This window comes from Rhodopseudomonas sp. NSM, from assembly GCF_052445935.1.
Taxonomy (GTDB): Bacteria; Pseudomonadota; Alphaproteobacteria; order Rhizobiales; family Xanthobacteraceae; genus Rhodopseudomonas.
Map to the genome: position 1 here is coordinate 43,292 of NZ_JBQTCH010000007.1, position 22,433 is coordinate 65,724.

Annotated in this window: 30 protein-coding genes; 7 read left to right on the plus strand and 23 right to left on the minus strand. The window is 67.5% G+C overall.

The genetic code is table 11. The features are described 5' to 3' along the window. Positions 1 to 3: 3 nt before the first annotated feature. Positions 4 to 735: a flagellar basal-body rod protein FlgF gene (gene flgF / locus ACTZWT_RS17875; RefSeq protein ID WP_444771025.1), complete on the plus strand. Its 732-nt coding sequence runs from the start codon at positions 4 to 6 to the stop codon at positions 733 to 735. 27 nt (positions 736 to 762) lie between these two features. Further along, positions 763 to 2,094, plus strand: coding sequence for a flagellar protein export ATPase FliI (fliI, locus tag ACTZWT_RS17880; RefSeq protein WP_444771026.1), 1,332 nt, complete (start codon positions 763 to 765; stop codon positions 2,092 to 2,094). 140 nt (positions 2,095 to 2,234) lie between these two features. Here the strand turns inward: fliI and ACTZWT_RS17885 are convergent, their stop codons facing one another. Next, a complete protein-coding gene (locus ACTZWT_RS17885; RefSeq protein ID WP_444771027.1) occupies positions 2,235 to 2,411 on the minus strand; it encodes a DUF2934 domain-containing protein in 177 nt (58 codons plus the stop codon). Between the two features lie 197 nt (positions 2,412 to 2,608). Here ACTZWT_RS17885 and ACTZWT_RS17890 point away from each other — a divergent pair, with 197 nt between their 5' ends. Together ACTZWT_RS17890 and ACTZWT_RS17895 are read left to right on the plus strand one after the other, a co-directional pair. Then, positions 2,609 to 3,397, plus strand: a complete 789-nt coding sequence (locus ACTZWT_RS17890; protein WP_444771028.1) for an SDR family NAD(P)-dependent oxidoreductase — start codon at positions 2,609 to 2,611, stop codon at positions 3,395 to 3,397. Positions 3,398 to 3,710: 313 nt separating this feature from the next. Continuing rightward, the gene (locus ACTZWT_RS17895) at positions 3,711 to 4,013 is read left to right on the plus strand and encodes a GIY-YIG nuclease family protein (RefSeq protein ID WP_444771029.1); all 303 of its coding nucleotides are present in this window, start codon (positions 3,711 to 3,713) and stop codon (positions 4,011 to 4,013) included. Positions 4,014 to 4,221: 208 nt separating this feature from the next. Here the strand turns inward: ACTZWT_RS17895 and ACTZWT_RS17900 are convergent, their stop codons facing one another. The 17 genes from ACTZWT_RS17900 to ACTZWT_RS17980 form a co-directional block, all read right to left on the minus strand. Beyond that, entirely contained in the window at positions 4,222 to 5,481 is a 1,260-nt protein-coding gene (locus tag ACTZWT_RS17900) for an RNA polymerase sigma factor (protein ID WP_444771030.1), read from the minus strand. Then, positions 5,478 to 5,849, minus strand: coding sequence for a YciI family protein (locus tag ACTZWT_RS17905; protein WP_444771031.1), 372 nt, complete (start codon positions 5,847 to 5,849; stop codon positions 5,478 to 5,480). Before ACTZWT_RS17905 ends, ACTZWT_RS17900 begins: the two co-directional genes overlap by 4 nt. 175 nt (positions 5,850 to 6,024) lie before the next feature. After that, positions 6,025 to 6,444, minus strand: a complete 420-nt coding sequence (locus tag ACTZWT_RS17910; protein WP_444771032.1) for a VOC family protein — start codon at positions 6,442 to 6,444, stop codon at positions 6,025 to 6,027. A gap of 273 nt (positions 6,445 to 6,717) precedes the next feature. Then, on the minus strand, positions 6,718 to 7,263 hold the full coding sequence (locus tag ACTZWT_RS17915; RefSeq protein WP_444771033.1) for a TetR/AcrR family transcriptional regulator: 546 nt from the start codon (positions 7,261 to 7,263) through the stop codon (positions 6,718 to 6,720). 141 nt (positions 7,264 to 7,404) lie between these two features. Continuing rightward, positions 7,405 to 7,872 carry a nuclear transport factor 2 family protein gene (locus ACTZWT_RS17920; RefSeq protein ID WP_444771034.1) on the minus strand — a complete coding sequence of 156 codons (468 nt, stop codon included), beginning with the start codon at positions 7,870 to 7,872 and terminating at the stop codon, positions 7,405 to 7,407. Between the two features lie 58 nt (positions 7,873 to 7,930). Beyond that, positions 7,931 to 9,133 carry an OpgC domain-containing protein gene (locus tag ACTZWT_RS17925; protein WP_444771035.1) on the minus strand — a complete coding sequence of 401 codons (1,203 nt, stop codon included), beginning with the start codon at positions 9,131 to 9,133 and terminating at the stop codon, positions 7,931 to 7,933. A 190-nt stretch (positions 9,134 to 9,323) separates the two neighbouring features. Beyond that, on the minus strand, positions 9,324 to 10,646 hold the full coding sequence (locus tag ACTZWT_RS17930) for an NAD(P)/FAD-dependent oxidoreductase (protein ID WP_444771036.1): 1,323 nt from the start codon (positions 10,644 to 10,646) through the stop codon (positions 9,324 to 9,326). 162 nt (positions 10,647 to 10,808) lie between these two features. Further along, a complete protein-coding gene (locus ACTZWT_RS17935; RefSeq protein ID WP_444771037.1) occupies positions 10,809 to 11,726 on the minus strand; it encodes a metallophosphoesterase in 918 nt (305 codons plus the stop codon). A 72-nt stretch (positions 11,727 to 11,798) separates the two neighbouring features. Next, positions 11,799 to 12,254, minus strand: a complete 456-nt coding sequence (gene ybgC, locus ACTZWT_RS17940; RefSeq protein ID WP_444771038.1) for a tol-pal system-associated acyl-CoA thioesterase — start codon at positions 12,252 to 12,254, stop codon at positions 11,799 to 11,801. A 124-nt stretch (positions 12,255 to 12,378) separates the two neighbouring features. After that, complete coding sequence (locus ACTZWT_RS17945) at positions 12,379 to 12,672, minus strand: type II toxin-antitoxin system RelE/ParE family toxin (protein WP_444771039.1); 294 nt, start codon at positions 12,670 to 12,672, stop codon at positions 12,379 to 12,381. A gap of 7 nt (positions 12,673 to 12,679) precedes the next feature. Next, complete coding sequence (locus ACTZWT_RS17950; protein WP_444771040.1) at positions 12,680 to 12,886, minus strand: hypothetical protein; 207 nt, start codon at positions 12,884 to 12,886, stop codon at positions 12,680 to 12,682. Between the two features lie 67 nt (positions 12,887 to 12,953). Next, positions 12,954 to 13,175, minus strand: a complete 222-nt coding sequence (locus ACTZWT_RS17955; protein WP_444771041.1) for a type II toxin-antitoxin system HicB family antitoxin — start codon at positions 13,173 to 13,175, stop codon at positions 12,954 to 12,956. A 240-nt stretch (positions 13,176 to 13,415) separates the two neighbouring features. Then, positions 13,416 to 14,459, minus strand: a complete 1,044-nt coding sequence (gene ruvB / locus ACTZWT_RS17960) for a Holliday junction branch migration DNA helicase RuvB (protein ID WP_444771042.1) — start codon at positions 14,457 to 14,459, stop codon at positions 13,416 to 13,418. 232 nt (positions 14,460 to 14,691) lie between these two features. Beyond that, positions 14,692 to 15,120 (minus strand): cytidine deaminase, encoded by a 429-nt coding sequence (locus ACTZWT_RS17965; RefSeq protein ID WP_444771043.1) that lies wholly within the window; start codon positions 15,118 to 15,120, stop codon positions 14,692 to 14,694. Then, on the minus strand, positions 15,117 to 15,734 hold the full coding sequence (ruvA, locus tag ACTZWT_RS17970; protein WP_444771044.1) for a Holliday junction branch migration protein RuvA: 618 nt from the start codon (positions 15,732 to 15,734) through the stop codon (positions 15,117 to 15,119). Before ruvA ends, ACTZWT_RS17965 begins: the two co-directional genes overlap by 4 nt. 175 nt (positions 15,735 to 15,909) lie before the next feature. Then, positions 15,910 to 16,434: a crossover junction endodeoxyribonuclease RuvC gene (gene ruvC, locus ACTZWT_RS17975; RefSeq protein ID WP_444771045.1), complete on the minus strand. Its 525-nt coding sequence runs from the start codon at positions 16,432 to 16,434 to the stop codon at positions 15,910 to 15,912. 238 nt (positions 16,435 to 16,672) lie between these two features. Further along, positions 16,673 to 17,419 (minus strand): YebC/PmpR family DNA-binding transcriptional regulator, encoded by a 747-nt coding sequence (locus ACTZWT_RS17980; RefSeq protein WP_444771046.1) that lies wholly within the window; start codon positions 17,417 to 17,419, stop codon positions 16,673 to 16,675. Between the two features lie 190 nt (positions 17,420 to 17,609). Between ACTZWT_RS17980 and ACTZWT_RS17985 the strand changes: the two genes are divergently transcribed. From ACTZWT_RS17985 to ACTZWT_RS17995, 3 genes are read left to right on the plus strand one after another with little or no spacing between them, the layout of a single operon-like run. Beyond that, positions 17,610 to 19,364 (plus strand): methyl-accepting chemotaxis protein, encoded by a 1,755-nt coding sequence (locus tag ACTZWT_RS17985; RefSeq protein ID WP_444771047.1) that lies wholly within the window; start codon positions 17,610 to 17,612, stop codon positions 19,362 to 19,364. 12 nt (positions 19,365 to 19,376) lie between these two features. After that, a complete protein-coding gene (locus ACTZWT_RS17990) occupies positions 19,377 to 19,610 on the plus strand; it encodes a hypothetical protein (RefSeq protein ID WP_444771048.1) in 234 nt (77 codons plus the stop codon). Continuing rightward, positions 19,607 to 19,756, plus strand: a complete 150-nt coding sequence (locus ACTZWT_RS17995) for a hypothetical protein (protein ID WP_444771049.1) — start codon at positions 19,607 to 19,609, stop codon at positions 19,754 to 19,756. Before ACTZWT_RS17990 ends, ACTZWT_RS17995 begins: the two co-directional genes overlap by 4 nt. A 418-nt stretch (positions 19,757 to 20,174) precedes the next feature. Here the strand turns inward: ACTZWT_RS17995 and ACTZWT_RS18000 are convergent, their stop codons facing one another. The 5 genes from ACTZWT_RS18000 to ACTZWT_RS18020 all read right to left on the minus strand — a co-directional run bounded on the left by ACTZWT_RS18000 (position 20,175) and on the right by ACTZWT_RS18020 (position 22,390). Beyond that, entirely contained in the window at positions 20,175 to 20,456 is a 282-nt protein-coding gene (locus ACTZWT_RS18000; RefSeq protein WP_444771050.1) for a cysteine rich repeat-containing protein, read from the minus strand. 96 nt (positions 20,457 to 20,552) lie between these two features. Beyond that, a complete protein-coding gene (locus ACTZWT_RS18005) occupies positions 20,553 to 20,996 on the minus strand; it encodes a periplasmic heavy metal sensor (protein WP_444771051.1) in 444 nt (147 codons plus the stop codon). After that, positions 20,993 to 21,424, minus strand: a complete 432-nt coding sequence (locus tag ACTZWT_RS18010; RefSeq protein ID WP_444771052.1) for a hypothetical protein — start codon at positions 21,422 to 21,424, stop codon at positions 20,993 to 20,995. Before ACTZWT_RS18010 ends, ACTZWT_RS18005 begins: the two co-directional genes overlap by 4 nt. After that, positions 21,421 to 22,059 carry an RNA polymerase sigma factor gene (locus ACTZWT_RS18015; RefSeq protein ID WP_444771053.1) on the minus strand — a complete coding sequence of 213 codons (639 nt, stop codon included), beginning with the start codon at positions 22,057 to 22,059 and terminating at the stop codon, positions 21,421 to 21,423. Before ACTZWT_RS18015 ends, ACTZWT_RS18010 begins: the two co-directional genes overlap by 4 nt. A 4-nt stretch (positions 22,060 to 22,063) precedes the next feature. Then, positions 22,064 to 22,390 (minus strand): hypothetical protein, encoded by a 327-nt coding sequence (locus ACTZWT_RS18020; RefSeq protein ID WP_444771054.1) that lies wholly within the window; start codon positions 22,388 to 22,390, stop codon positions 22,064 to 22,066. Between the last annotated feature and the right edge of the window lie 43 nt (positions 22,391 to 22,433).

The window sequence follows — 22,433 nt, forward strand, 5'->3', positions numbered from 1 at the left end:
AGCATGCAATCAGCCCTCTACGTCAGCCTGTCCGGCCAGGTCGCGATCGAAAAGCGGCTGGAAACCATCGCCAACAACATGGCGAACATGAAGACGGCGGCATTCCGGGCCGACGCGGTCAAGTTCGAGACCGCGTTGTCGCGCGCCGGGACGCAGCCGGTCGCATTTTCCTCGTCGGGCAACAATTTCATCTCGCGCAAGGCGGGCGGCGTGACCCAGACCGGAAACAACCTCGATGTCGCGGTGGTCGGCGACACCTGGCTGGGCTTCACCACCCCGTCCGGGCCGGCCTACACCCGCGACGGCCGGCTGCAGATCGGGACCAATGGCGAGCTGCAGACCGTCGCCGGCTATCCCGCCCTCGGCGCCGGCGGCACGCCGATCATCGTCGATCCCGATGGCGGGCCGCTGACCATCGCGCGCAACGGCACGATCTCGCAGCGCAACCTCCAGGTCGGGGTGCTCGGCCTGTTCGACATTCCGGCGGACGCCAGGCTGCAGCGCTTCGCCAATTCCGGCGTGATCCCGGATCGCCCGGCGACGGCCGTGATCGACTTCACCCGAACCGGCTTTCAGCAGGGATTCGTCGAGGCCTCGAACGTCGATGCGCTGTCGGAGATGACCGCCCTGATCACGGTGTCGCGGGCGTTTCAGGGGGTGAGTTCGATGATCGAGAATTCGGAAGGCACGCTACAGAACGCCATCCGCTCGCTCGGCGAACCGGCCAAGGGATAGCGGCTTGCGGCTGAATGCGGGGGCGGCATGAACGCGCTGGAACGGCTCGACGCCACGCTGGCCTCGCTGCGGCACGACGTGCCGACGGTACGGGTCGGAGGCACCGTCTCCGAGGTCACGCCGACCCATTATCGGGTGTCTGGCCTGTCGCGTTTCGTGCGGCTGGGGGAACTGATCGGACTCGACACCGGCGACGGGCTGCAGCTCGGCGAGGTGGTCCGCATCGACGGCAACGGCGTGACCGCCAAACCGTTCGAGTCGCATATCGCGGCAGGGCTGGGCCTGGTCGCCTACCGGCTGCCGCCGAAGACGTTGTCACCGCATCCGGACTGGAAGGGCCGGGTCGTCAACGCGCTGGGCCAACCGCTCGACGGCGCCGGCCCGCTCGCCGCCGGCGAGCGCGTGATGTCGACCGACGTCAATCCGCCGCCGGCGATGAGCCGCAGCCGCGTGCGCGCGCCGCTCAAAACCGGTGTCCGCGTCGTCGACCTGTTCACGCCGCTGTGCCTCGGCCAGAGGATCGGCATCTTCGCCGGATCCGGTGTCGGCAAGACCACCCTGCTGTCGATGATCGCCAAGAGCTCCGGATTCGATACGGTGGTGACCGCGCTGGTCGGCGAACGCGGCCGCGAGGTCAACGAGTTCCTCGAAGACGCGCTGAGCGCCCATCGCGACCGCGCGGTCACCGTGGTGTCGACCAGCGACGAAAGCCCGATGATGCGGCGCGAGGCGGCGAAGACCGCAACGACGATCGCCGAGTACTTCCGGGATCGCGGCGAATCGGTGCTGCTGATCGTCGACTCGGTCACGCGATTCGCTCACGCCGCCCGCGAAGTCGCGCTCGCCACCGGCGAGCCGGCGGTCGCGCGCGGCTATGCGCCCAGCGTGTTCAGCGAATTGCCGCGCCTGCTGGAGCGGTCCGGCCCCGGCATCGACGGAAAAGGCTCGATCACCGGCGTGTTCGCGGTGCTCGTCGATGGCGACGACCACAACGAGCCGGTGGCGGACACGGTGCGCAGCACGCTCGACGGCCACGTCGTGCTCGACCGCGAGGTGGCGGATCAGGGGCGCTATCCCGCCGTCAACGTGCTGTCGTCGGTGTCCCGCCTGGCGCAGCAGGTGTGGTCGCAGGAAGAGCGCGTGCTGGTGCGGAAGTTGCGGGCGATGATCGCGCGGTTCGAAGATACCCGCGACCTGCGCCTGATGGGCGGCTATCAGGCCGGCCGCGACGGTGAACTCGATCAGGCTGTGCAGCTGGTGCCGAAGATCTACGATGTGATGCAGCAATCGCCAACCGACGCCGCCTGCACGGAGCCGTTCCAGGAGCTTCTGGCGGCGATCAAGAATGTGATCGGCTGAGCGGCGAAGCAGCGATCTGCATCGCCGGCGCAGCAACGACGGAACTTTCAACAGCGATGCACCCCGTCGTCACGCCTGCGACGACGGGGTTCGGCACAGTGTCCGAGGGATCTGGCGTCGGCGGGATCTGGAGTCGGCGCTCAGCTGTTCGTCGTGACGCCCGGATCGGCCTTGAGCTCGCTATAGGTCTCCTGCTCGCCGCGGACTTCCTTTTCCGCTTCCAGCCAGAATTCTTCGCTGCGATCTTCCGGGTAACCGGCCAGCTCCCACTTCTCGCGGGCACGATGACGGATACGCTGCGTGAGTTCGTCTTCCATGGTGACTGCCTCCGATCAGAATGCGTTGCGTGCAACGCGCAGGTTTGTCTATTTCGTTTTGGTGTAATCCTGATGTCAGCAACTGGTTCCTGAGCGCGGCGCATGCGAAAATGCGGTTCGTGCGGCACGGCTTTGCCCGCCGTCATTCCGGTTGTGGTATCGGATTCTTGGCTACCCACCGTTTCACAGGACCATCCATGACGCCCCCTTCGTCCAAAGTCGCCCTCGTCACCGGCGCCGCGCGCGGCATCGGCCTGGCCACGACGCGCCGTTTTCTCGATGACGGCTGGCGCGTCGCGTTGCTCGATGTGGATCGCGAGGGCCTGCGCGCGGCGATCGACGCACTGGCGCTGCCGGAGCGGACCCTGGGACTGCCTTGCGACGTCGCCGACGAGGCGTCGGTGACGCGCCATGTCGGTTCGATCGCGACGCGGTTCGGCCGGCTCGACGCGGTGGTCAACAATGCCGGCGTCGCGGTGTTCAAGCCACTGATGGAGACCACGCCCGCGGAGTGGCAACGGGTGATCGACGTCAACCTCACCGGGCCGTTCCTGGTGATCCAGGCCGCCGTGCCGCTGCTGCGCGACAGTGGCGGCGGCGCGATCGTCAACATCACCTCGATCTCGGCGCTGCGGGCGTCGACGCTGCGGATCGCCTACGGCTCCAGCAAGGCCGGCCTCGCGCATCTGACCAAGCAATGCGCGGTCGAGCTGGCCTGCCTCGGCATCCGCGTCAACGGCGTCGCGCCCGGCCCGGTCGAGACCGCGATGGCCAGGGCGGTGCACACGCCGGCGATCCGCGCCGATTATCACGACGCCATTCCGCTCGGCCGCTACGGCCTCGAACAGGAGCTGGCCGAGGCGATCCACTTCCTGTGCAGCGACCGCGCCAGCTACATCACCGGGCAGATCCTCGCCGTCGACGGCGGCTTCGACGCCGCCGGCATCGGCCTGCCGACGCTGCGCGGCGAACGGCGGAACGGGTAGTTCTTCCCGCCCGCCCATCCTTCGAGGCTTGCTTCGCTCGCACCTCAGGATGACGCTTCGAGGCTCGCTGGTGCGCCAGCGACAGATCAGCATCCTTCGAGGCTCGCTACGCTCGCGCCTCAGGATGACGTTGGGGTTTGTTGCGCGGGCCATCGACAGGCACAGCATCGTCATCCTGAGGTGCTCGCCCTCTTGGGCGAGCCTCGAAGGATGCGGCCGCGCACGATCAGCCCGTGCACCGCGCAGCTACGGATTGACAGCTGATCCGGCCGGCTCATTCTATGCTGCGAAGCCAGCTTCGAAGGACTCGGCGATGGGCATCTACGTCTGCATGCTGCGCTGTTCCGACGCATCGTACTACGTCGGCAGCGCGACGGGCGACGATCTGTCCGCGCGGATCGATCAGCACAATGCCGGCGCCTACCCCGGCTACACCTTCGTCCGTCGCCCGGTGACGCTGGTCTGGTCGCAGCATTTCGACCGCATCACCGACGGTATCGCCGCCGAGCGGCAGATCAAGGGCTGGAGCCGCGCCAAGAAGGAGGCGCTGGCGCGGTCCGACTGGGCCGGCGTGCAGCGGCTGGCGCGCCGCCGCGGCGGCAAGCCGGCGCCGTGAGCGGCGCAGGACAGCATCCTTCGAGGCTCGCTACGCTCGCGCCTCAGGATGACGGCGTCCTTGTTGCGAGGCTCACAACAAGCACAGCGTCATCCTGAGGTGCTCGCCCTCTTGGGCGAGCCTCGAAGGATGCGGCCGCGTGGGCTGCGCTGCGCGCCGCTCACCCTACGGATTGCCACTGCAGAGTCGGCGCCCGCGCGGCTCGTGACTACGAACTCACCGCCTCGCTCTCGCGCGACAATCGATCGAGATGCATGCGGATATGCGCGGCCTCGGCGGTGGTTCGCGCCAGCGCGATGGCGCGGTCGAAGGCGGTGCGGGCCTCATTGCGGCGGTCCAGTTGCAGCAGCAGCGCGCCCTTGGTGCCGAAATAATGGAAGTAGTTCGACAGCCTGTCCTCCAGCGGCGCGATCATCGCCAGCGCGGCGTCGGCGCCGCGGACTTTCGACACCGCGACCGCCCGGTTGAGCGTGATCACCGGCGACGGCTGCAGGATCTCCAGCGAGCCGTACAACAGATCGATCTGCGCCCAGTCGGTGTCTTCGGGCCGGGCGGCGCGGGCATGCAGAGCGGCGATCGCCGCCTGGATCTGATACGCCCCGGTGCGGCGATGGCGCATCGCCTTGTCGATCAGCGCCAGCCCCTCGGCGATGAATTTCGCGTTCCACAGGCTGCGGTCCTGATCGTCGAGCAGCACGATCTCGCCGCCGGCATCGAACCGCGCCGGCGCGCGGGCGTGCTGCAGCAACATCAAGGCGGTCAGCCCCATGATCTCGGGCTCGGACGGAAACAGCCGCAGCAGCAGCCGCGCCAGCCGGATCGCCTCCTCGCACAAGGGCGCGCGGATTCCCGCAGTGTCGCCGGAGGCGGAATAGCCCTCGTTGAAGACCAGGTAGATCATCGCCGCCACCGAGCCCAGCCGTTCGCTACGCTCCGGCGCGCCCGGGGTTTCGAACGGCACGCGCGCGCGCGCCACCTTGGCCTTGGCGCGGGTGATGCGCTGCTCCATCGCCACGTCCGACACCAGAAACGCCCGCGCGATCTGCGGCACGGTCAGCCCCGAGACGATGCGCAGCGCCAGCGCGATCTGCTGGGTCGGCGGCAGTTCGGGATGGCAGCAGATGAACAGCAGCCGCAGGATGTCGTCGCGATAATGCGAGCCGTCGAGCCGCTCGGCCAGCGCCGACTCGGCGTCGTCGAGATCGGAGATCAGTTCGTCGTCGGGCAGCGGCTGCTGCTTCCTGCCGCGGCGGATGTCGTCGATCGCAACGTTGCGGCCGACCATGATCAGCCATGCGGCGGGATCGCGCGGCGGGCCGTTCTGCGGCCAGGCTTTCAGCGCGCGCAGGCAGGCGTTCTGGAACGCCTCCTCGGCGGTGTCGAGATCGCGGAAATAGCGCAGCAGCGCGCCGATCGCCTGGGGCCGCGCCGCGGTGATCGCGGTCTCGATCCAGGCGAGGTCGGTCATGGCTGCGCCGTCCCCGGCATGAACAGGCCGATCGGGCGGATCTCATAGGCGCCGCCGGGATTGGCCTTCGCGAGATCGCGCGCGACGTCGAGCGCGGCGTCGAGGTCGGCGCAGTCGACCACGTAGAAGCCGAGCAACTGTTCCTTGGTTTCGGCGAACGGGCCGTCGATCACCACCGCCGGCTCCGAATCCTTGCGCAGCGTGGTCGCCGCCGTGGTCGGCAGCAGCCGCGCCACCGGGCCGAGCCGGCCGGCTTCCGAAAGCTTGCCGTGCACGACGGCCAGCTTCTGCATCACCGCGGCGTCCTCCTCCCGGCTCCAGGAGCCGACGAAATCCTCGTCGTGATAGCAAAGGATGGCATAGAGCATGCGGACTGATCTCCCTGACTGCGCGACGAACGGCCGTCGTCGTGGCCCGCCAGCATGGCCGACAAAGTTGCAGCGGCCAAGCCCGGCGGATCCGTCCTTGCGAGGAGCGCCGCGACGAAGCAATCCAGCGCGGCGCCCGCTTTTCTGGATTGCTTCGCTGCGCTCGCAATGACGATTACGTCGCCAGCGGATGCGCGAAGCTCCAGGAATGGCCGAACGGATCGACGATCCGGGCGTAGCGCGCGCCCCAGAACGCATCCCACGGTTCCATCGTCACGATCGCGCCGGCCGCTTTCGCCCGCGCCACCGCGGCGTCGCAATCCTGCACCTCGAGATGCATCGTCACCGCGGTGCCCTTCAGTTCGTTCGGCGGCATCACCGCCTCGTCGCCGTGCTGGGCGCAATATTCCGGAAAATGATCGGCGAGAAAGATCCGCGCGCCATCGACCTGGATCTCGGCGTGCAGCAGCCGCTTGCCGTCCTCGGCCGGCATCCGCACCGCCTCGCTGGCGCCGAGCGCCTGTTTGTAGAAATCGATCGCCGCACTGGCGTCGCGGACGACGAGATGCGGGGTGACGGTCTGCGGGGCGGTCATGGGAGTCTCCTGGCTGATGAGTCTCCGCAGGACGAACGGAGCGCGGCGCAGCCGACAGCGGCGGCGACAATTTCCGGCGGACCCCGCGGGCACCGCCTGCCCTCTCTTCCGCCTGCGGGAGAGGGCCGGGATGAGGGCGAGCCGGGCACGGAGTCTGCGATCCGCGGATGGGAGTGCCCTCACCCGGCTCGCTGCGCGATCCGACCTCTCCCGCAGGGGGGAAGGGTTGCGCGGTGCTCGTTGAAGGGCTTCACGGCGAGGCGAACGAGACGTCTAAGCCAGCAACCTTACTTTCAGTTCCGCCAGCGCGCGGGTGAACACCTTCGCGTCGTCGCGGGCGCGCGCCAGCACCAGCGCGCCCTGGATCGTCAGCACGGCGTCTTCGGCGCGCTTGCGCGCGAGCGGCGCGCTCAGCCCGGCGCGACGCAGCGCCGTGGCGAGCGCATCCTGCCAGCGGGCGAAGTAATCGTTCACCGGCGCGGCGAAGTCGTCGCGGGCGTGGCCGAGGGCGATGACGCCGACCAGGCAGACGCGGGCGCCGGAGCGGAAGTAATCGTCGACGCCGGCGAGCATTGCGGCGATCGCGGCGTGAGGATCGTCGGTGTCGCGCAGCGGCGCAAAAATGTTGGTCTCGAACCAGCCGTCGATCTCGGCCAGCACCTCGTCTGCCATCTGCTTCTTGCCGCCCGGAAAGAAGTGATACAGGCTGCCCTTGCCGAGCCCGGTCGCCTGCGAGATCAGCGCCAGCGACGCGCCCTCGTAGCCGTGGGCGCGGAACACCTCGCCGAGCAGCGGCAGCAGCGCGGCGCGATCGGTCATCCCACCCCCGTCATGGCCGGGCTCGTCCCGGGCATCCACGTCTTTCCGGTCGCGCGCGCCGAAGAACGTGGATGCCCGGGACAAGCCCGGGCATGACGGAGTGAGGGTGTGGGCCTGTTGCACATGATGCGGCGCTCGCTGCTAATACGGCTCGGCCGCGAGGCCCGGCACGTCGGCGGGGCGCGGGCCCGGCGCCGGCCAGTGGAAGCGGCGCTCGGTTTCCTTGATCGCGACGTCGTTGATGCTGGCCTCGCGGCGGCGCATCAGGCCTGCGTCGTCGAACTCCCATTGCTCGTTGCCATAGGAGCGATGCCACTGCCCGGCATCGTCGTGCCATTCGTATTGAAACCGCACCGCGATGAAATTGCGGTCGAACGCCCACAGGTCCTTGATCAGCCTGTAGTCGTGCTCCTTCGTCCATTTCCGGGTGAGGAACTCGACGATCGCCTCGCGGCCCTGAAAGAACTCGCCACGATTGCGCCAGCGACTGTCGGGCGTATAGGCCAGCGACACCTTGACGGGATCGCGGGAATTCCAGGCGTCCTCGGCCATCCGCGCCTTCTGCGCGGCGGTCTCGCGGGTGAACGGCGGCAATGGCGGGCGCGACATCGCGATATCTCCACGTCGGATGAGCTGCGGCGAAGATTGTACCGATCGGTACAGCGAGTCAAGCGCGCGGTTTCGTCTCCGCCGGCTTCGCCTCGTCCTCCACCGGCATCGTCACCGGCACGGTGAACAGCGTCGGCAAATTGCGATACCAGGTCGCGATCCACGCGACGGCGACCAGCAGGCCGATGCCGACGACGCTGACGAAGATCTGCATCGCGATGCCGCCGGAGATCTGCACCAGAATCCAGTGCGCGGTGAAGGACAGGATCACGCCGACGCAGAACACCGGCAGCGAGCGCTGGCCGCACAGGATGATCGGGTGCAGCCGCCGCGAGCGCAACGCCGGCAGATCGGGTGGCAGCAGCTTCACCACGATCGTGAGCAGCGCCAGGAAATGGATCAGCCGCAGCGGCGCCAGGCTGGTCTTGTCGATGGGATAGATCAGCTTGCCGACGGACTCCGGCACCAGCCCGTAGAGCGCCTCGAAATTCCACGACATCGCGATCACGAAGGCGACCAGCACGATCGTCCAGGACAGCGTCTGGTTCGGCCAGGATTTCACCCACGGGCGCACCTTCGGGCCGTTGCCGAAGCCGCACCAGATGCCGAACACGAACAGGAACTGCCAGGCGAACGGGTTGAAGTACCAATGCCCGTCGGGGAACGACGGCAGGTTCCAGCCGAAATGGCGCGACACCAGATACAGCAGGCCGGACGCCGCCAGCGTCCAGTGCGGCCGGCGCAGCAGTCCCCACAGCACCAGCGGCGCCGCGACCACGAACACGATATACAGCGGCAGCACGTCGAGATTGACGGGCTTGTATTTCAGCATCAGCGCCTGCTGGATCATGATGTCGGGGTTGGCGAGAAACTGCGCGACGTTGAACTCGTCCTTGTACATCGGATTGTCGAAACGCCGCGCCGCGCGGGCGATCTGCGCGGTGAAGAACAGGAACAGGAACACGTGCGCGACATAGAGCTGCGCCGCGCGGGTCCACAGCCGCTTGATCGCGGCGACCATTTCGCCGCGTTTGACCGCCGGGCCATAGGCGAAGCCGATCGAATAGCCGGAGATGTAGACGAAGAACTCGGCGGCGTCGCAGAAGCCGTAATTGCGCAACGTGAACCAGCTCAGCACGTTGTAGGGAATGTGATCGATGAAGATCATCCACTGGCCGAGGCCGCGCAGGAAATCCAGCCGCAGATCACGCTCGCCGGGGCCGATCGCGACATTGCGCGGCGTCTCGTTGCTTGCACCCACGCGCCTGTCCTCCCGGTGTTGTGGCTCGAATCATTTCACACGCGCGGGGCAATCTATCCGACCCGCGCCGCGGCTCCCGCGGGATTCATGTGACAGAGGATCGCGTGTGTCCCGCGCGCCACGGGCATTCGCTTCCCGCTCGATGCGGACCAAAATCAGTCGTTGCGGCGGACCACGCGTCGCAACAGGCTCAATGCAGTTTCACCGTCGGCGTCGGCCGGGTGCTGCCGGACAGCGTGCTGAGCAGCGTCCGGCCGCGGCCGTACAGCGCCGCCTCGTGCATCTTGTACAGCGAGCGGTACATGAAGCGGGCGAAATAGCCTTCGATCATGAAGCTCTTGCTGACCAGCGACCCCATCAGGCTGCCGACGGTCGAGTATTTGCCGAGCGACACCAGCGAGCCGAAATCGCGGTACTGGAATTCGCCGAGCGCTTCGCCCTTCAGCCGCCTCTCGATCTGCGCCAGCATGAACTCGGCTTCCTGATGCGCGGCCTGGGCGCGCGGCGGAATGTTGTTTTCGTAGCCGGGGATCGCGCAGGCGGCGCAATCGCCGAGCGCGAACACGTCGTCGTCGCGGCTCGACTGCAGCGTCGGCCGGACCACCAGCTGGTTGATGCGGTTGGTCTCGAGCCCGTCGATCTCCTTGAGGAAATCCGGCGCGCGCACGCCGGCGGCCCATACCACCAGCTCCGAAGGAACGACCTCGCCGTCGGCGAGCCGGATGCCGTCGGCCAGCACCTCGGCGACCCGCGCCCTGGTCCGCACCTCGACGCCGAGATCCAGCAGCAGCTTCAGCGTCGCCTGCGAAATCCGCGGCGGCAGCGCCGGCAGGATGCGATCGGCGGCCTCGATCAGCACGATCTTGAGGTCGTGCTCGGGATCGATCTTGTCGAGCCCGTAGGCGATGATTTCGCGCGCGGTGTGGTGCAGTTCTGCGGCGAGTTCGGTGCCGGTGGCGCCGGCGCCGATGATCGCGACGTGGAGCTGGCCGGGCGCGATCGGGGCGTGCTGATGCTGCGCGCGCAGGCAGGCATTGACCATGCGGCGATTGAACCGCGTCGCCTGTTCCGGCGTCTCCAGCGGCACCGCGTAGTCCTTGGCGCCCGGCGTGCCGAAATCATTGGTGACGCTGCCGACCGCGATCACCAGCGTGTCGTAGCCGAGGGTGGTGACCGGATTGATCTCGCGGCCTTCCTCGTCGATCACCGGGCCGAGCGTGATGGTCTTCGCGGCGCGGTCGAGCCCGACCATCTCGCCGAGGCGATAATGGAAATGATGCCAGTGCGCCTGCGCCAGATAGTTCAGCTCGTGCTGCGAACGCCGCAGCGAGCCGGCGGCGATCGCGTGCAGCAGCGGCTTCCAGATGTGGGTGCGGCTGCGATCGACCAGCGTGACGCGGACATTGTCGGACTTGCCGTATTTATCGCCGAGCGCAGTGGCGAGCTCGAGCCCGCCGGCGCCGCCGCCGACGATGACGATCCGATGCAGGGACGATGGTGCTGAGTCTGTCATGAATGAGCTCGGAAGTTAGGCGTCACCGATAGCACCAAAACCGACGCGAGGGTATCGGAAGCTACGCTGGTAGTTTTGCGCGGAGTCGAGCCGCGCACTTCCTGGTCGAAGCGTCACGTCAGCACAAAACGAATAGAGAGTTGCGCCGCACTCATGCTACCGCTAGGTCGTCGCGGCGGCCCCGCCGACGGTGACGACGACAATCTCCGGCGGTACGCCGAAACGGAACGGGACAATGCTGCAACCCAAGCCGCCCGAAACGATCAGATCACATTGTTCGCGCACGTGGCCATAGGCATAACGATTTCGGTAGCGTGACGGCACGATCGGTGACCAACCGAGGATGCGGACCTGCCCGCCATGGGTGTGGCCGCTCAGCACCAGGGCAACGCGATCCGGAACCTGCGCCATGATGTCGGGCTCGTGCGCCAGCAGGATCACCGGTTCGAGCGGCGGAATTTTCGCCATTGTCGCAGCAAGATCGTCGACGCCGAGGCGACGGCCGGGAAGCCGATGTCGCGATGGCAAGAACGCTAGTTGGTCGCCGAGACCGGCGAGCCAGAAGGTCTGGCCATCCTTGGTCAGATGCACCACGTCGTTTTCGTACACCGGAATTCCCACCCGCTCCAATGCAAGGCGCCCGTAGGTCGGACCAGTTCCGGCTGCTTGCGCGGCCCTGTCGTCCCACCAATCGTGATTTCCGAGAATCGCATGGACCCCGAGCGGCGCCCTCAACTCGGCCAATGAAGCCGACCAATCCAGCGAGTCGACGCTGCCGAGCACCCAATGATGGCCCGCCGAATAGTCGCCGAGCAGAACGATGAGATCGGCGCCGAGACCGTTGGTGGTGGCGACGATCGAACGAATCCGCTCGTCGGTCATCCATGGATTGCAGGCATGGATATCGGCGATCACGGCGATCTTGAGCGTCAGACCTGCAGGCCAAGGCCCGGGATTTACCTGATAGCGGGTGATCGCCGGCCACCGCAGCGGCTCGACGAGGAACCCGTAGCCGGCCAGTGCCGCGCCTGACAGCCCGAGCCCGGCGAACCATTTCAGAAACTGACGGCGCGAGATCATGAACGTCTGATCGCATCGAATGATGACAGAAATTCCGTCCGCCCTCGAATGCGAGCGCAGCCGCGCCCGGGATCAGGCGACGTCGGCCTTCATCGCCACCCGCAATGGTAGCGGGATCGGACGCGCCCGGCCGCCGGAGACGAAGGCGACCTTGACGCCGGCTTTCATCAGCAGTTGATCGCCGAGCCTGATCTCCTGCTGCATGGTGATCGACGCGCCACGTACATCTACGGGGCGGGTGATGACGTCGAGCAGATCGTCCATCTTGGCCGATTTCAGGAAATCGAGCTGCATCGCCCGCACCACGAAGGCGAAGCCCGGCGTCTCGCTCTCGGCCTCCGCGAACAATTCGCTCTGCGCCGCGCCGAGCAGCCGCAGATAATTGGTCCGCCCGCGCTCCATGAAGCGCAGATAGTTGGCGTGGTACACGATGCCGGAGAAGTCGGTGTCTTCGTAATAGACGCGGACCTGCATGTGATGGGCGCCGTCGATGATGGCGCCGTCGAGATGGAGAGATAAGCTATTCATAAGAGGGCACAAGCACTTGTCGAGAGTGGAAGGCGAGTGCCGCGATCAGTCCGCGGCGGCCTCGACATGTATTGCGCGAGGACCGAACGCGAAGCAACGCCGAATTGAGACGCAAGCTTCCGGATCATGACTCACGGAATTCCTCGTCGATGTTCATTCTGGCGTCGAGCACGCGAACGACAACGATGCACCTCGGTTCGATCACATAGAATGCAATCAAATTGCCGATGAGAAGCGCCCGGATCGACGGACCGAGGTCGCTCCTCTTGGGGCCCAGCATCGGAAAGCGAGCCAGTTCTTCAAAACGATGATCAATCTGATCGATCAGCCGCTGCGCGGCTTGGGGACTGCGCTCAGCGAGGTACGACGCGGCTGCTACGATATCGGAGCGAGCGCGAATGGCAATAACGACTTCCATTGGCGCTTCACGGCTTGCGCACCCGGCGCAGCATGTCTTCGGGATCCCAGGCCACCACACGCCCGGCAGCGACGTCAGCCATTCCTTCGTCGATTGCCGCCTTAAGGGCCCGGAACTTCTCCGCCTGCTCGACAAGACGGGCCACCGCATGCTCGCGCATGTCGTCGGGCATCGCCTCCAGCGCTTCGACGGCTCTTTCGATGGTCGACGTCATGGTGAGCTCATAACAGTTGTTGCAACCACGGCAAACCGGAACGCTTTGTCACCGACGTGACATGTCCTCACCCAACCCGCGCCAAAGGCGGCGCTGGCTGCGGCACGTCCCGCTTCCATTCTTTGGCGGCTTCGATCCAGGACCCGATCGCCTCCTGCACGTTCTTCAGCGCCTCCTCGGGTGTCGCGCCGTCGGACATGCAGCCCGGGAGTTGAGGGACCGTCGCGAGATAGCCGCCACCATCGGCTTCGCCCAGGGGGTCGATCTGCACGCTGTATTCGAGCTTCATCGTGAGCCTCCGTGCTCCTCAATATAGTGCACGAATTTGCGGATGTAGACCGGCTTGATCGGCCGGCGCGCCGGGATCGTCAGGATTTCGGTCGCGGCCGGGTGTTTGGCGTGGCAGTGCGACCCCTTGCCGGCCCGGAACAGCAAGCCGTGATCGCGGCAGACCTTCTCGACATCGGCGATGTCCAGTCCGCGGCCGGATTGCGGCGCATCCGATCGAGCAGATCCGCCGCCATCATGGCTAGTCCCCCTCCCCGCCGAACAGCCCGAACTGGCCCGGCTCGCGGGCGGGCTCGGCGAGGCCGAGGTGCTTGAAGGCGTGGGGTGTCAGCAGGCGGCCGCGCGGGGTGCGCTGCAGGTAGCCGCACTGGATCAGATAGGGCTCGATGATGTCCTCGATGGCGTCGCGCGGCTCCGACAAAGCCGCCGCCATGGTTTCGACGCCGACCGGGCCACCGCCATAGTTCAGCGCGATGGTCGACAGATAACGCCGGTCCATCGCGTCGAGGCCGGCGGCGTCGACTTCGAGCGCGCCGAGCGCGTGGTCGGCGATCTCGCGGTCGATCGCTTCGGCATCGGCCGCCGACGCAAAGTCGCGGACCCGGCGCAGCAGGCGCCCGGCGATGCGCGGCGTGCCGCGGGCGCGGCGGGCGATCTCGTTGGCGCCGTCGGCGGTGATACCGGTGCCGAGCACGCGGGCGCCGCGCCGCACGATGCTCTCGAGCTCTTCAATCGTGTAGAAATTCAGCCGCACCGGAATGCCGAAGCGATCGCGCAGCGGATTGGTCAACAGGCCCGCGCGCGTCGTGGCGCCGACCAGGGTGAATTTCGACAGCTCGATCTTGACCGAGCGCGCCGCCGGCCCCTCGCCGATAATCAGGTCGAGCTGGAAATCCTCCATCGCCGGATACAGCACTTCTTCCACAGCCGGGCTGAGGCGGTGGATCTCGTCGATGAACAGCACGTCGCGTTCTTCGAGATTGGTCAGCAGTGCCGCCAGATCGCCGGCCTTGGCGATCACCGGGCCGGAAGTGGCGCGAAAGCCGACGCCGAGTTCGCGCGCGACGATCTGCGCCAGCGTGGTCTTGCCGAGGCCGGGGGGCCCGACGAACAGCACATGGTCGAGCGCTTCCTTGCGCTTCCTCGCAGCGTCGATGAACACCTGCAGATTGGCGCGCGCCTTCTCCTGCCCGACGAATTCGGACAGGTTCTGCGGCCGCAACGCCGCATCGCCGAGATCGTCGCCGCGGCGCTCGGGGGTGACGAGGCGGGAGGGGTCGGTCATGGCGCGAGGATAGCATGGTGAGCGAGTTGAGGATGGTCTCCCCTCCCCAGGCACGGCGCAACCTCTCCCGCTTGCGGGGGAGGTCGGATCGCGAAGCGATCCGGGTGGGGGAAGGGCTCCCGGCGGGTCGGAGGTTCCGTGCGCGTCGCCCTCACCCCAACCCTCTCCCGCAGGCGGGAGAGGGGGGTCGCCGTGCGCGGGGAGATCGCAGCGGCCATCATCAGCGCAGCCCTCACAACACCCGCTCCCGGCTGTATTTGTTCGGCAGCAGATCGCTGATCGCGACGGCTTCGACGACGCCGTCGGGGCCGGGCACCAGCACGCGGGCGCCCCGGTCGTAGTCCCAGATCAGTTCGCGGCAGGCGCCGCAGGGCGAGACCACGCGGACCTCGCGATCGGTCTCGTGCGGCTTGGGGTGGCGCACCGCCACGATGGTGTCGATGCCGGCGTCACCCAATTCGGTAATCACTTGCCCGAGCGCGACCGCTTCGGCGCACACCGCCATCCGGCCGAGATACGCATCGAGATTGACCGCGACGAAGCGCTTGCCGGTGCGCGTCAGAAGTGCTGCGCCGACTTCCTGCCAGTCGTTGCGATAGCGCTTGGTGATCGCCTGGGTCGCGTTGGCGATCAGGTCGCGGTCGGCATCGGTGATACTCACTTCGACAGCTCCTTGAGGCCGAGCTTGATCAGTTGCGCGGTGGCGGCGTCGTCGCCGGCGGCGCGGGACGCCGCCGCGATCGCGGCGGCCGCCTGCGGCTGGCCGTAGCCGAGATTGACCAGCGCCGAGATCGCGTCCGTCACCGGGCGCGGCGCGCGGTGATCGTCGAGCGCGCCGGACAGATGCACCACCGCCGGATCGACGTTGCCGAGCGCCGGCACCTTGTCCTTCAATTCGGTGACGATGCGCTCGGCGACTTTCGGGCCGACGCCGGGGGTGCGCGCCACCGCGGCCTTGTCGCGCAGCGCGATGGCGTTGGCGAGGTCGTTCGGCGGCAGCGTCGACAGGACCGCCAGCGCCACCTTGGCGCCGACGCTCTGCACCGTCTGCAGCAGCCGAAACCATTCGCGCTCGGTATCGGTGCGGAAGCCGAACAGCTTGATCTGATCCTCGCGCACGTAAGTCTCGATCGACAGCGTCGCCGCCTCGCCGGGCGCCGGCAGCGCCTGCAGCGTCCGGCTGGCGCAATGCACCTGATAACCGACGCCGTGGACGTCGAGCACGACATAGTCCTCGCCGTAGGAATCGATGACGCCTTTGAGCTTGCCGATCATGGGGCGCCCTCTTCTCCCCTCCCCCTTGCGGGGAGGGAGCCTGCCCCGCACTTGATCCGGGGTCGGGGGTGGGGGTCCGCGGGCACTGAGCCCGCGTCGCCCTCACCCCAGCCCTCTCCCGCAAGCGGGAGAGGGGGTTCGCTGTGCTCGGGGCTGGTTCCGCGGATGAACACGCTCATCCCCCCACCGCCTTCAGCCGCTGCGCGGCAACGCGGTGGTGGGCGTGGGTGACGGCGATGGCCAGCGCGTCGGCGGCATCCGCCGTGCGCGGGTCGGCCTTGGGCAGCAGGATCTTCAGCATCATCTGGATCTGGGTCTTGTCGGCATGGCCGGCGCCGACCACCGTCTTCTTGACCTGGTTCGGCGCGTATTCGGCGACCAGGATGCCGTGCATCGCCGGCGCCAGCATCGCCACGCCGCGCGCCTGGCCGAGCTTCAGCGTGGCGGCGCCGTCCTTGTTGACGAAGGTCTGCTCGACCGCGGCCTCGGCCGGCGCGTAGTCGGCCAGCACCTTTTCAAGCCCGCGATGGATCGCCAGCAGCCGCTCCGCCAGCGGCAGCGTGTCTTTGGGTTCAACCGAACCGCAGCCGACGAACACCAGACGATTGCCGTCGCTCTCGACCACGCCCCAGCCGGTGCGGCGAAGGCCGGGGTCGATCCCCAGGATACGAACGGCGGTGCGAATCGGCGGAATCGTCATGGCGCAGTGATAACGCCATACAGACGTGAACGAAACAGAAACGCGGTGGGCGGGCGGGGTCATCCCCACCACGTCATCCCCGCGAATGCGGGGATCCGGTATCCCCGAGCACCGGCGTTTGGCCGCAGCGGCGGCCACGCTCCAACCGTGAACGCTCCGGGGTACTGGGTCGCCCGGTCGAGCCGGGCGATGACGGTGGATGGTGTTGCCTACGCGGTGCGAAGGCATCGGCGGCAGATCAGCCCGCCATCTTCGCCATCAGCGCGTCAGACACTTCGAAATTGGCGTAGACGTTCTGGACGTCGTCGTGATCGTTGAGGTGATCGATCAGCTTGAACAGCTTCTCGCCGGTCTCGTCGTCGACCGCGACGGTGTTTTGCGGCTTCCAGATCAGCGCCGCCTTGCGGGCCTCGCCGAACCTGGCTTCGAGCGCCTTGGCGACGTCGCGGAAGGTGTCCTGCGAGGCGAACACCTCGTGGCCGGTCTCGGACGACAGCACGTCGTCGGCGCCGGCCTCGATCGCCGCATCCAGCATGTCGTCGGCGGAAGCGACGCCGGCGTCGTATTCGATCACGCCGGTGCGGTCGAACATGAACGACACCGAGCCGGTTTCGCCGAGGTTGCCGCCGGACTTGGTGAAGTAGGAGCGGATGTCGGAGGCAGCGCGGTTGCGGTTGTCGGTCAGCGCCTCGACGATGACGGCGACGCCGCCGGGGCCGTAGCCCTCATAGCGGATCTCGTCGTAATTCTCGCTGTCGCCGCCGATCGCCTTCTTGATGGCGCGCTCGATATTGTCCTTCGGCATGTTCTCCTGCCGGGCGGCGATCACGGCGGCGCGCAGCCGCGGATTCATCGCCGGGTCCGGCGTGCCGAGCTTGGCGGCGACGGTGATTTCGCGGGCCAGCTTGCTGAACGCCTTGGACCTCTGGGCATCCTGCTTGCCCTTGCGGTGCATGATGTTCTTGAATTGGGAATGTCCGGCCATGCGTGCTCTCTCGCGGTCGATCAGAAAATTTCGGGCTGCGGCGCGGGGTTATAAGCGGCACAGGGCCCGAAATCAAAGACCTGGCCCAATATCCAAGGGGGAACCGGATTTCCGCATCGAGAAATTTAACCGCAATTTCACGTAGTCACGCGAGAGTATCGGACAAATTTCGCGTCACGCGGGAGGATTCATGGCGTTCGGCCTCTTTCGAAACCGGCAGCCGGCGACGGCTGCGCCTGAAACTGCGCGGGTCACAGCGCCCGCACCGGCTTCTCCCCCACCCGCCGCCGAGGCTGATTCGGCGTCCGAAATCCTCGAACTGCTCGAACTCGAGCTCGGCTCGCTGATTCGCCAGCTCGAACGCGCCGCGCAGTCGGTGACCACCGGCGTCGAATCGACCACGACGACGCTGCACACCATCCGCGAGCGCACCGATGCGCTGACCGGGCGAACCAGCGCCGCGCAGGCGACCGCGACCTCGTTCTCGCAGGTGGCGGACAAATTCACCGAATCCGCGCAAGGCATCGGCGCCCAGGTGCGGCAGGCGGCACAGCTCGCCGACGACGCCAGCGCCGCGGCCGACGAGGCCACCGCCAATGTCGAGCGGCTGCGGGATTCGTCCGCGGCGATCGGCAATGTCGTCAATCTGATCGCGCAGATCGCGCGGCAGACCACGCTGCTGGCGCTGAACTCGACGATCGAGGCGGCGCGCGCCGGCGCCGCCGGCCGCGGCTTCGCGGTGGTCGCCACCGAGGTCAAGGCGCTCGCGGTGCAGACCCAGGAGGCGACCGAGGAGATCAAGCGCAAGATCGACGCACTGCAGCGCGACGCCTCGACCTCGGCCGACGCCGTCCACCGCATCACCAGCGCGATCGCGGCGATCCGGCCGGTGTTCGAGAACGTCAACGGCGCGGTCGCCGAGCAGAACTCCACCACCGGCGACATCGCCGGCAACGCCGCGACCGCGAGCAGCTTCATCGTCTCGGTCGGCGACAGCGCCGCCGAGATCGACAGCGCCACCCGCGAGGCCGAGCAGCACGGCGACGAGGTCGCCAGGGCCGGTCAGGCGGTGACGATGTATGCCGAGAAGCTGCGCGCGCGCACCGCGGTGCTGCTGAAGCAGGGCGACCGCGAAGCGGCGCGCAAGCGCGAGAAGCTGCCGTGCCATCTGTCGGTCACGATCGACACGCCGCGCGGCAAGGTCGACGCGCCGGTCTACGAAATTTCGCTGGACGGCGTGCTGATCGCAGGGCCCGGCGCCGCGACACTGCCGGTGAAGCAGCCGCTCGCCGCCGAGCTGCCCGACATCGGCGCCTGCAGGATCCGCATCACCGAGCACACCGGCGCCGGCGCGCAGGCGAGCTTCGTGGCGCCCGACGCCACGCTGCGGGCCCGGATCGAGGACCGGCTGTGGGCAATCCGCGACGAGAACACCGAATTCGTCACTCGCGCGCTGGAAGCCGGCCACGCCTTGACGGACATCTTCGAGCGCGGAATCGCCACCGGCGCGATCACGCTGGATGAGATGTTCGACGACAACTACGTCGAGATCGCCGGCACCAACCCGACGCAGTATCGCACCCGGATCCTGACCTGGGCGGATCAGGCGCTGCCGCCGTTCCAGGAGGCGTTCCTCGCCAGGGACAAGCGGATGGCGTTCTGCGCGATGATCGACCGCAACGGCTACCTGCCGGTGCACAACAGGATCTACTCGCAGCCGCAGCGGCCGGGCGACGTCACCTTCAACACCGCGAATGCGCGCAACCGCCGGATCTTCAACGACCCCGCCGGGCTTGCGGCGGGCCGCAACACCCGCCCGTTCCTGATCCAGAGCTACGCGCGCGACATGGGCGGCGGCAACATGGTGATGATGCGCGAGATCGACGTCCCGGTGAAAGTCCGCGGCCGGCACTGGGGCGGTTTCCGGACGGCGTACAGGCTGTAGGGCGATTGGGCGATGGCCGATCTCTCTCAGACCGCCCAGAACGAAGTCACCAAACTGACGGCCGGTTTCGTCAGCAATCTGGGCGTGGGCATCATCGCCGCCGGCGTTTTCGCGCCGGCGCTGTCGCTGCTGTCGGAACGGCCGCTGCTCATCAAGAGCGACTTCCTCATCGTCGGATGTGGTTGCGTGGTTCTGAGCGGCATCCTACATTTGCTGGCACGTAGCGCGCTACGGAGCCTCCGATGAATGACGTGCTGTATCTGCTGGCTATTCCCGCGCTGGTCACTGTGATGGGCGCGGTGCTGGTCTGGCACAACAATCGAACCGCGAAGCGGGCCTGTCAGACCGTTGTTCCTGGTCCGCCGACCATCCGGCGAACCACGCAACAGTAAGCGGCCGGCCGCGATCCTCGACCTCCGCGGCCAAACTCGACGGGCGTTTGCCCGGGCATGGCCCAGCCTCACCCTCACCAGTCATCGTCCGCGAAGGCGGGCGAACCAGTATTCCAGAGCGCTGGTTCATCGGCAGTGCGCCCCATCGAACGCTCCGGGATACTGGATCCCCCGCATGCGCGGGGGATGACGGTCTGCTGTGATGAGAGCTTGCTATGATGAGAGCGCCTTATTCCACTCCGTCGTCATGCGCGGGCTTGACCCGCCTGCGGGGCCGAAGCCCCTTCGGCGCGGCGAAGGCCCCGCATCCATCGCGCCAAGCGCGTCGAAAGCACTTTGCGAAGAGGATGGATCGCCGGGTCGAGCCCGGCGATGACGGTGGAAGATGTTGCAGCATGATGAAGTAGCGGCGCGCCGCTTACTTCATGTCGTCGAGCACCTGCTTGCAGGCGGCCGACAAGGCATCGCGGTTTTCGGCCAGGCATTTCTTGATGCGGCCGCCGCCCGGCATCACGCCGCTGCAGAGTTTCTGATAGTCGGGCTTGCAGGCTTCGCGGGCCTTGCCCTGGTCCTGCGCGCTCGCCAGCGAGAGCGACACGGCCAGCGCGGCGATCACGCAGGCGGCGACCAGTGTGGCCCGCACCATCGCGTCGCTGACGCGCAGCATGGCCTTGCGGCGGAGCGGGATTTTCGAAGTCATTCGCATGTCGGCTCCTTGCGGTCGAAAGTTGCCTCTGGGCAACGGATGTAGATGATACGCACCAGCCGGCGCGATCCCTCGCTGCGGCGTCGTCCGTCAGGGAAGAAATCCGCCGACGAGTTGCCGTCGTCCTTTCTCCGAGACCTGTTCGAGCGTTTCCACGAACGTGTCGGCGACGACGTGGCCGATCGCGATCCGCTTGTTGCGGGCGTCGTCGATCGCCGCGCGCAGCGCCGGCTTGTCGAGATCGGCCTGCCTGATCAGCCGCAGCGTCTTCAGCAGCGCCGCGGTGTATTGCTGCTGCAGCGGCCGCAGTTCGGTCTGCCGGGCCTCGAAATTGCGGCGCAGGATCTCGGCATCCGGCTCCGGCAGCCGCGACGCCACGCGCTCCATGATCCGCTGCGGCATGCCGGCGCTGGCCGGCCGCCATTCCGGTTGCGACCATTGCACGCCGACATAGGCGCCGAGCGCGACATTGAGACACAGCGACACCAGCAGCAGCAGGCGGCCGCCGGTGAAAGGACCCAGCCGGACGGTCATTGCCCGCTCCACAAGGCGATCGCGGACGCGTCGAACACGGCGCTGACGGCTTCCAGCGCCTGCGCGTCCCGGTGATAGGGCAGCGTGCTGGCCATCCAGACGCCGAGCAGCGCCGAGCAGGCGAGGCTGCCGGCCGGCAGCAGCGAGTTCGACCGGAGCCACCGGCGAACCCAGGGCTCCCGAACCGCTTCGGCCTCCGCGGCGGCGATCCGCTGCAGCACCGACAGCCCGGCGCGGCCGGCGCGCGCGGCGTCGACCTCGGGCGCGATCGCCAGCAGACGATCGAACTCCGCCTGCGTCTGCAGCATTGCCGCGGCCTCACCGTCCCGATCGGCCAGGCGCCGCGCAGCGTCGCGGACATCGGGCGGCCAGCGCCCGATGTCGCCGCCCCAGCTTTCTGCCAGTTGCCTGAACTGTTCGCGATTCATGCGTCCCTCCTGTGATCTTGCAGTCTCTCGACTTCCTTGCGCAGCGCGGCCCGCGCCCGCCCCAGCAGCGATTCGAACGCCTTGGGGCTCAAATTCATCGCTTGCGCCGCGGCCTCGCCGCTCAAACCTTCCATGTGGAACAGCGCCACCGCGCCGCGCTGGCGCTCCGGCAGAGCGGCCATCGCCTGCTCCAGCGCGCGGCGCTGCTGAGCCGCAATGAGCGTCTCCACCGGACCGGGTTCGCTCGAGGCGACCTCGGCCGCGTCCTCGATCGGCGCGAGTTGCGGCTTGCGCGCGCGGTCGAACGCCAGATTGAGCACGATCCGGTACAGCCAGGTGGTGAACCGCGCGATCTGCGGATCGAACGACGCCGCCTTGTTCCAGACCCGCAGAAACGCCTCCTGGCCGATATCGTCGGCCTCGGCCGGATCGCGGACGATGCGCTGCGCGACCCGGATGGCGCGCGGCATGTGACGCGTCATCAGCACGCGAAACGCCTGCTGCCGCCGCGCGACCACGGCGGCCATCAACGCCTCGTCGCTGTCATCGTCCATCACCGCCGCCCCCGGCCCGGCCCGTGTCTCGGCCGATGTCTCGTCCGATCGTGCACGCGCGACGGCCGGGCCATCACGCATCGGTTCAGCAGGGCCGCCAGGCGCCTGCGATCCAGCAGCTCCGCGGCGCGACCACCACCGGCGGTCCCGCCACCACGACCCGCGGCCCAACGTAGTACGGCGCGACCGGCCGCGCGTAGTACCTATACGGCCGCACCGGATAGCCCGGCCGATAGGCGCGGCAGCCGGGATAGACGCCCGGTCCACGCCAGCCGCCACGCACGCAGGCGACGGTTTCGACCGGCGAGGCCGCCGCAATGGCGCTGCGCATCGCTTCCGGCCCGATCAGCGGGGCGGCATGGGCGGCAGGCGCCGCGGCGGCGAGGAAGGCGACGGTCAGAAGTGTTCGCATGATCAGGTCCTTTCTGCTGGGCTCCCGGACTCGCGGCGCGCAT

Excerpts from the sequence above, each read along its gene's own strand:
- flgF (WP_444771025.1), top strand. The coding sequence starts at position 4 with ATGCAATCAGCCCTCTACGTCAGCCTGTCCGGCCAGGTCGCGATCGAA.
- fliI (WP_444771026.1), top strand. The coding sequence starts at position 763 with ATGAACGCGCTGGAACGGCTCGACGCCACGCTGGCCTCGCTGCGGCAC.
- ACTZWT_RS17885 (WP_444771027.1), bottom strand. The coding sequence starts at position 2,411 with ATGGAAGACGAACTCACGCAGCGTATCCGTCATCGTGCCCGCGAGAAG.
- ACTZWT_RS17890 (WP_444771028.1), top strand. The coding sequence starts at position 2,609 with ATGACGCCCCCTTCGTCCAAAGTCGCCCTCGTCACCGGCGCCGCGCGC.
- ACTZWT_RS17895 (WP_444771029.1), top strand. The coding sequence starts at position 3,711 with ATGGGCATCTACGTCTGCATGCTGCGCTGTTCCGACGCATCGTACTAC.
- ACTZWT_RS17900 (WP_444771030.1), bottom strand. The coding sequence starts at position 5,481 with ATGACCGACCTCGCCTGGATCGAGACCGCGATCACCGCGGCGCGGCCC.
- ACTZWT_RS17905 (WP_444771031.1), bottom strand. The coding sequence starts at position 5,849 with ATGCTCTATGCCATCCTTTGCTATCACGACGAGGATTTCGTCGGCTCC.
- ACTZWT_RS17910 (WP_444771032.1), bottom strand. The coding sequence starts at position 6,444 with ATGACCGCCCCGCAGACCGTCACCCCGCATCTCGTCGTCCGCGACGCC.
- ACTZWT_RS17915 (WP_444771033.1), bottom strand. The coding sequence starts at position 7,263 with ATGACCGATCGCGCCGCGCTGCTGCCGCTGCTCGGCGAGGTGTTCCGC.
- ACTZWT_RS17920 (WP_444771034.1), bottom strand. The coding sequence starts at position 7,872 with ATGTCGCGCCCGCCATTGCCGCCGTTCACCCGCGAGACCGCCGCGCAG.
- ACTZWT_RS17930 (WP_444771036.1), bottom strand. The coding sequence starts at position 10,646 with ATGACAGACTCAGCACCATCGTCCCTGCATCGGATCGTCATCGTCGGC.
- ACTZWT_RS17935 (WP_444771037.1), bottom strand. The coding sequence starts at position 11,726 with ATGATCTCGCGCCGTCAGTTTCTGAAATGGTTCGCCGGGCTCGGGCTG.
- ybgC (WP_444771038.1), bottom strand. The coding sequence starts at position 12,254 with ATGAATAGCTTATCTCTCCATCTCGACGGCGCCATCATCGACGGCGCC.
- ACTZWT_RS17945 (WP_444771039.1), bottom strand. The coding sequence starts at position 12,672 with ATGGAAGTCGTTATTGCCATTCGCGCTCGCTCCGATATCGTAGCAGCC.
- ACTZWT_RS17950 (WP_444771040.1), bottom strand. The coding sequence starts at position 12,886 with ATGACGTCGACCATCGAAAGAGCCGTCGAAGCGCTGGAGGCGATGCCC.
- ACTZWT_RS17955 (WP_444771041.1), bottom strand. The coding sequence starts at position 13,175 with ATGAAGCTCGAATACAGCGTGCAGATCGACCCCCTGGGCGAAGCCGAT.
- ruvB (WP_444771042.1), bottom strand. The coding sequence starts at position 14,459 with ATGACCGACCCCTCCCGCCTCGTCACCCCCGAGCGCCGCGGCGACGAT.
- ruvA (WP_444771044.1), bottom strand. The coding sequence starts at position 15,734 with ATGATCGGCAAGCTCAAAGGCGTCATCGATTCCTACGGCGAGGACTAT.
- ruvC (WP_444771045.1), bottom strand. The coding sequence starts at position 16,434 with ATGACGATTCCGCCGATTCGCACCGCCGTTCGTATCCTGGGGATCGAC.
- ACTZWT_RS17980 (WP_444771046.1), bottom strand. The coding sequence starts at position 17,419 with ATGGCCGGACATTCCCAATTCAAGAACATCATGCACCGCAAGGGCAAG.
- ACTZWT_RS17985 (WP_444771047.1), top strand. The coding sequence starts at position 17,610 with ATGGCGTTCGGCCTCTTTCGAAACCGGCAGCCGGCGACGGCTGCGCCT.
- ACTZWT_RS17990 (WP_444771048.1), top strand. The coding sequence starts at position 19,377 with ATGGCCGATCTCTCTCAGACCGCCCAGAACGAAGTCACCAAACTGACG.
- ACTZWT_RS17995 (WP_444771049.1), top strand. The coding sequence starts at position 19,607 with ATGAATGACGTGCTGTATCTGCTGGCTATTCCCGCGCTGGTCACTGTG.
- ACTZWT_RS18000 (WP_444771050.1), bottom strand. The coding sequence starts at position 20,456 with ATGACTTCGAAAATCCCGCTCCGCCGCAAGGCCATGCTGCGCGTCAGC.
- ACTZWT_RS18005 (WP_444771051.1), bottom strand. The coding sequence starts at position 20,996 with ATGACCGTCCGGCTGGGTCCTTTCACCGGCGGCCGCCTGCTGCTGCTG.
- ACTZWT_RS18010 (WP_444771052.1), bottom strand. The coding sequence starts at position 21,424 with ATGAATCGCGAACAGTTCAGGCAACTGGCAGAAAGCTGGGGCGGCGAC.
- ACTZWT_RS18015 (WP_444771053.1), bottom strand. The coding sequence starts at position 22,059 with ATGCGTGATGGCCCGGCCGTCGCGCGTGCACGATCGGACGAGACATCG.
- ACTZWT_RS18020 (WP_444771054.1), bottom strand. The coding sequence starts at position 22,390 with ATGCGAACACTTCTGACCGTCGCCTTCCTCGCCGCCGCGGCGCCTGCC.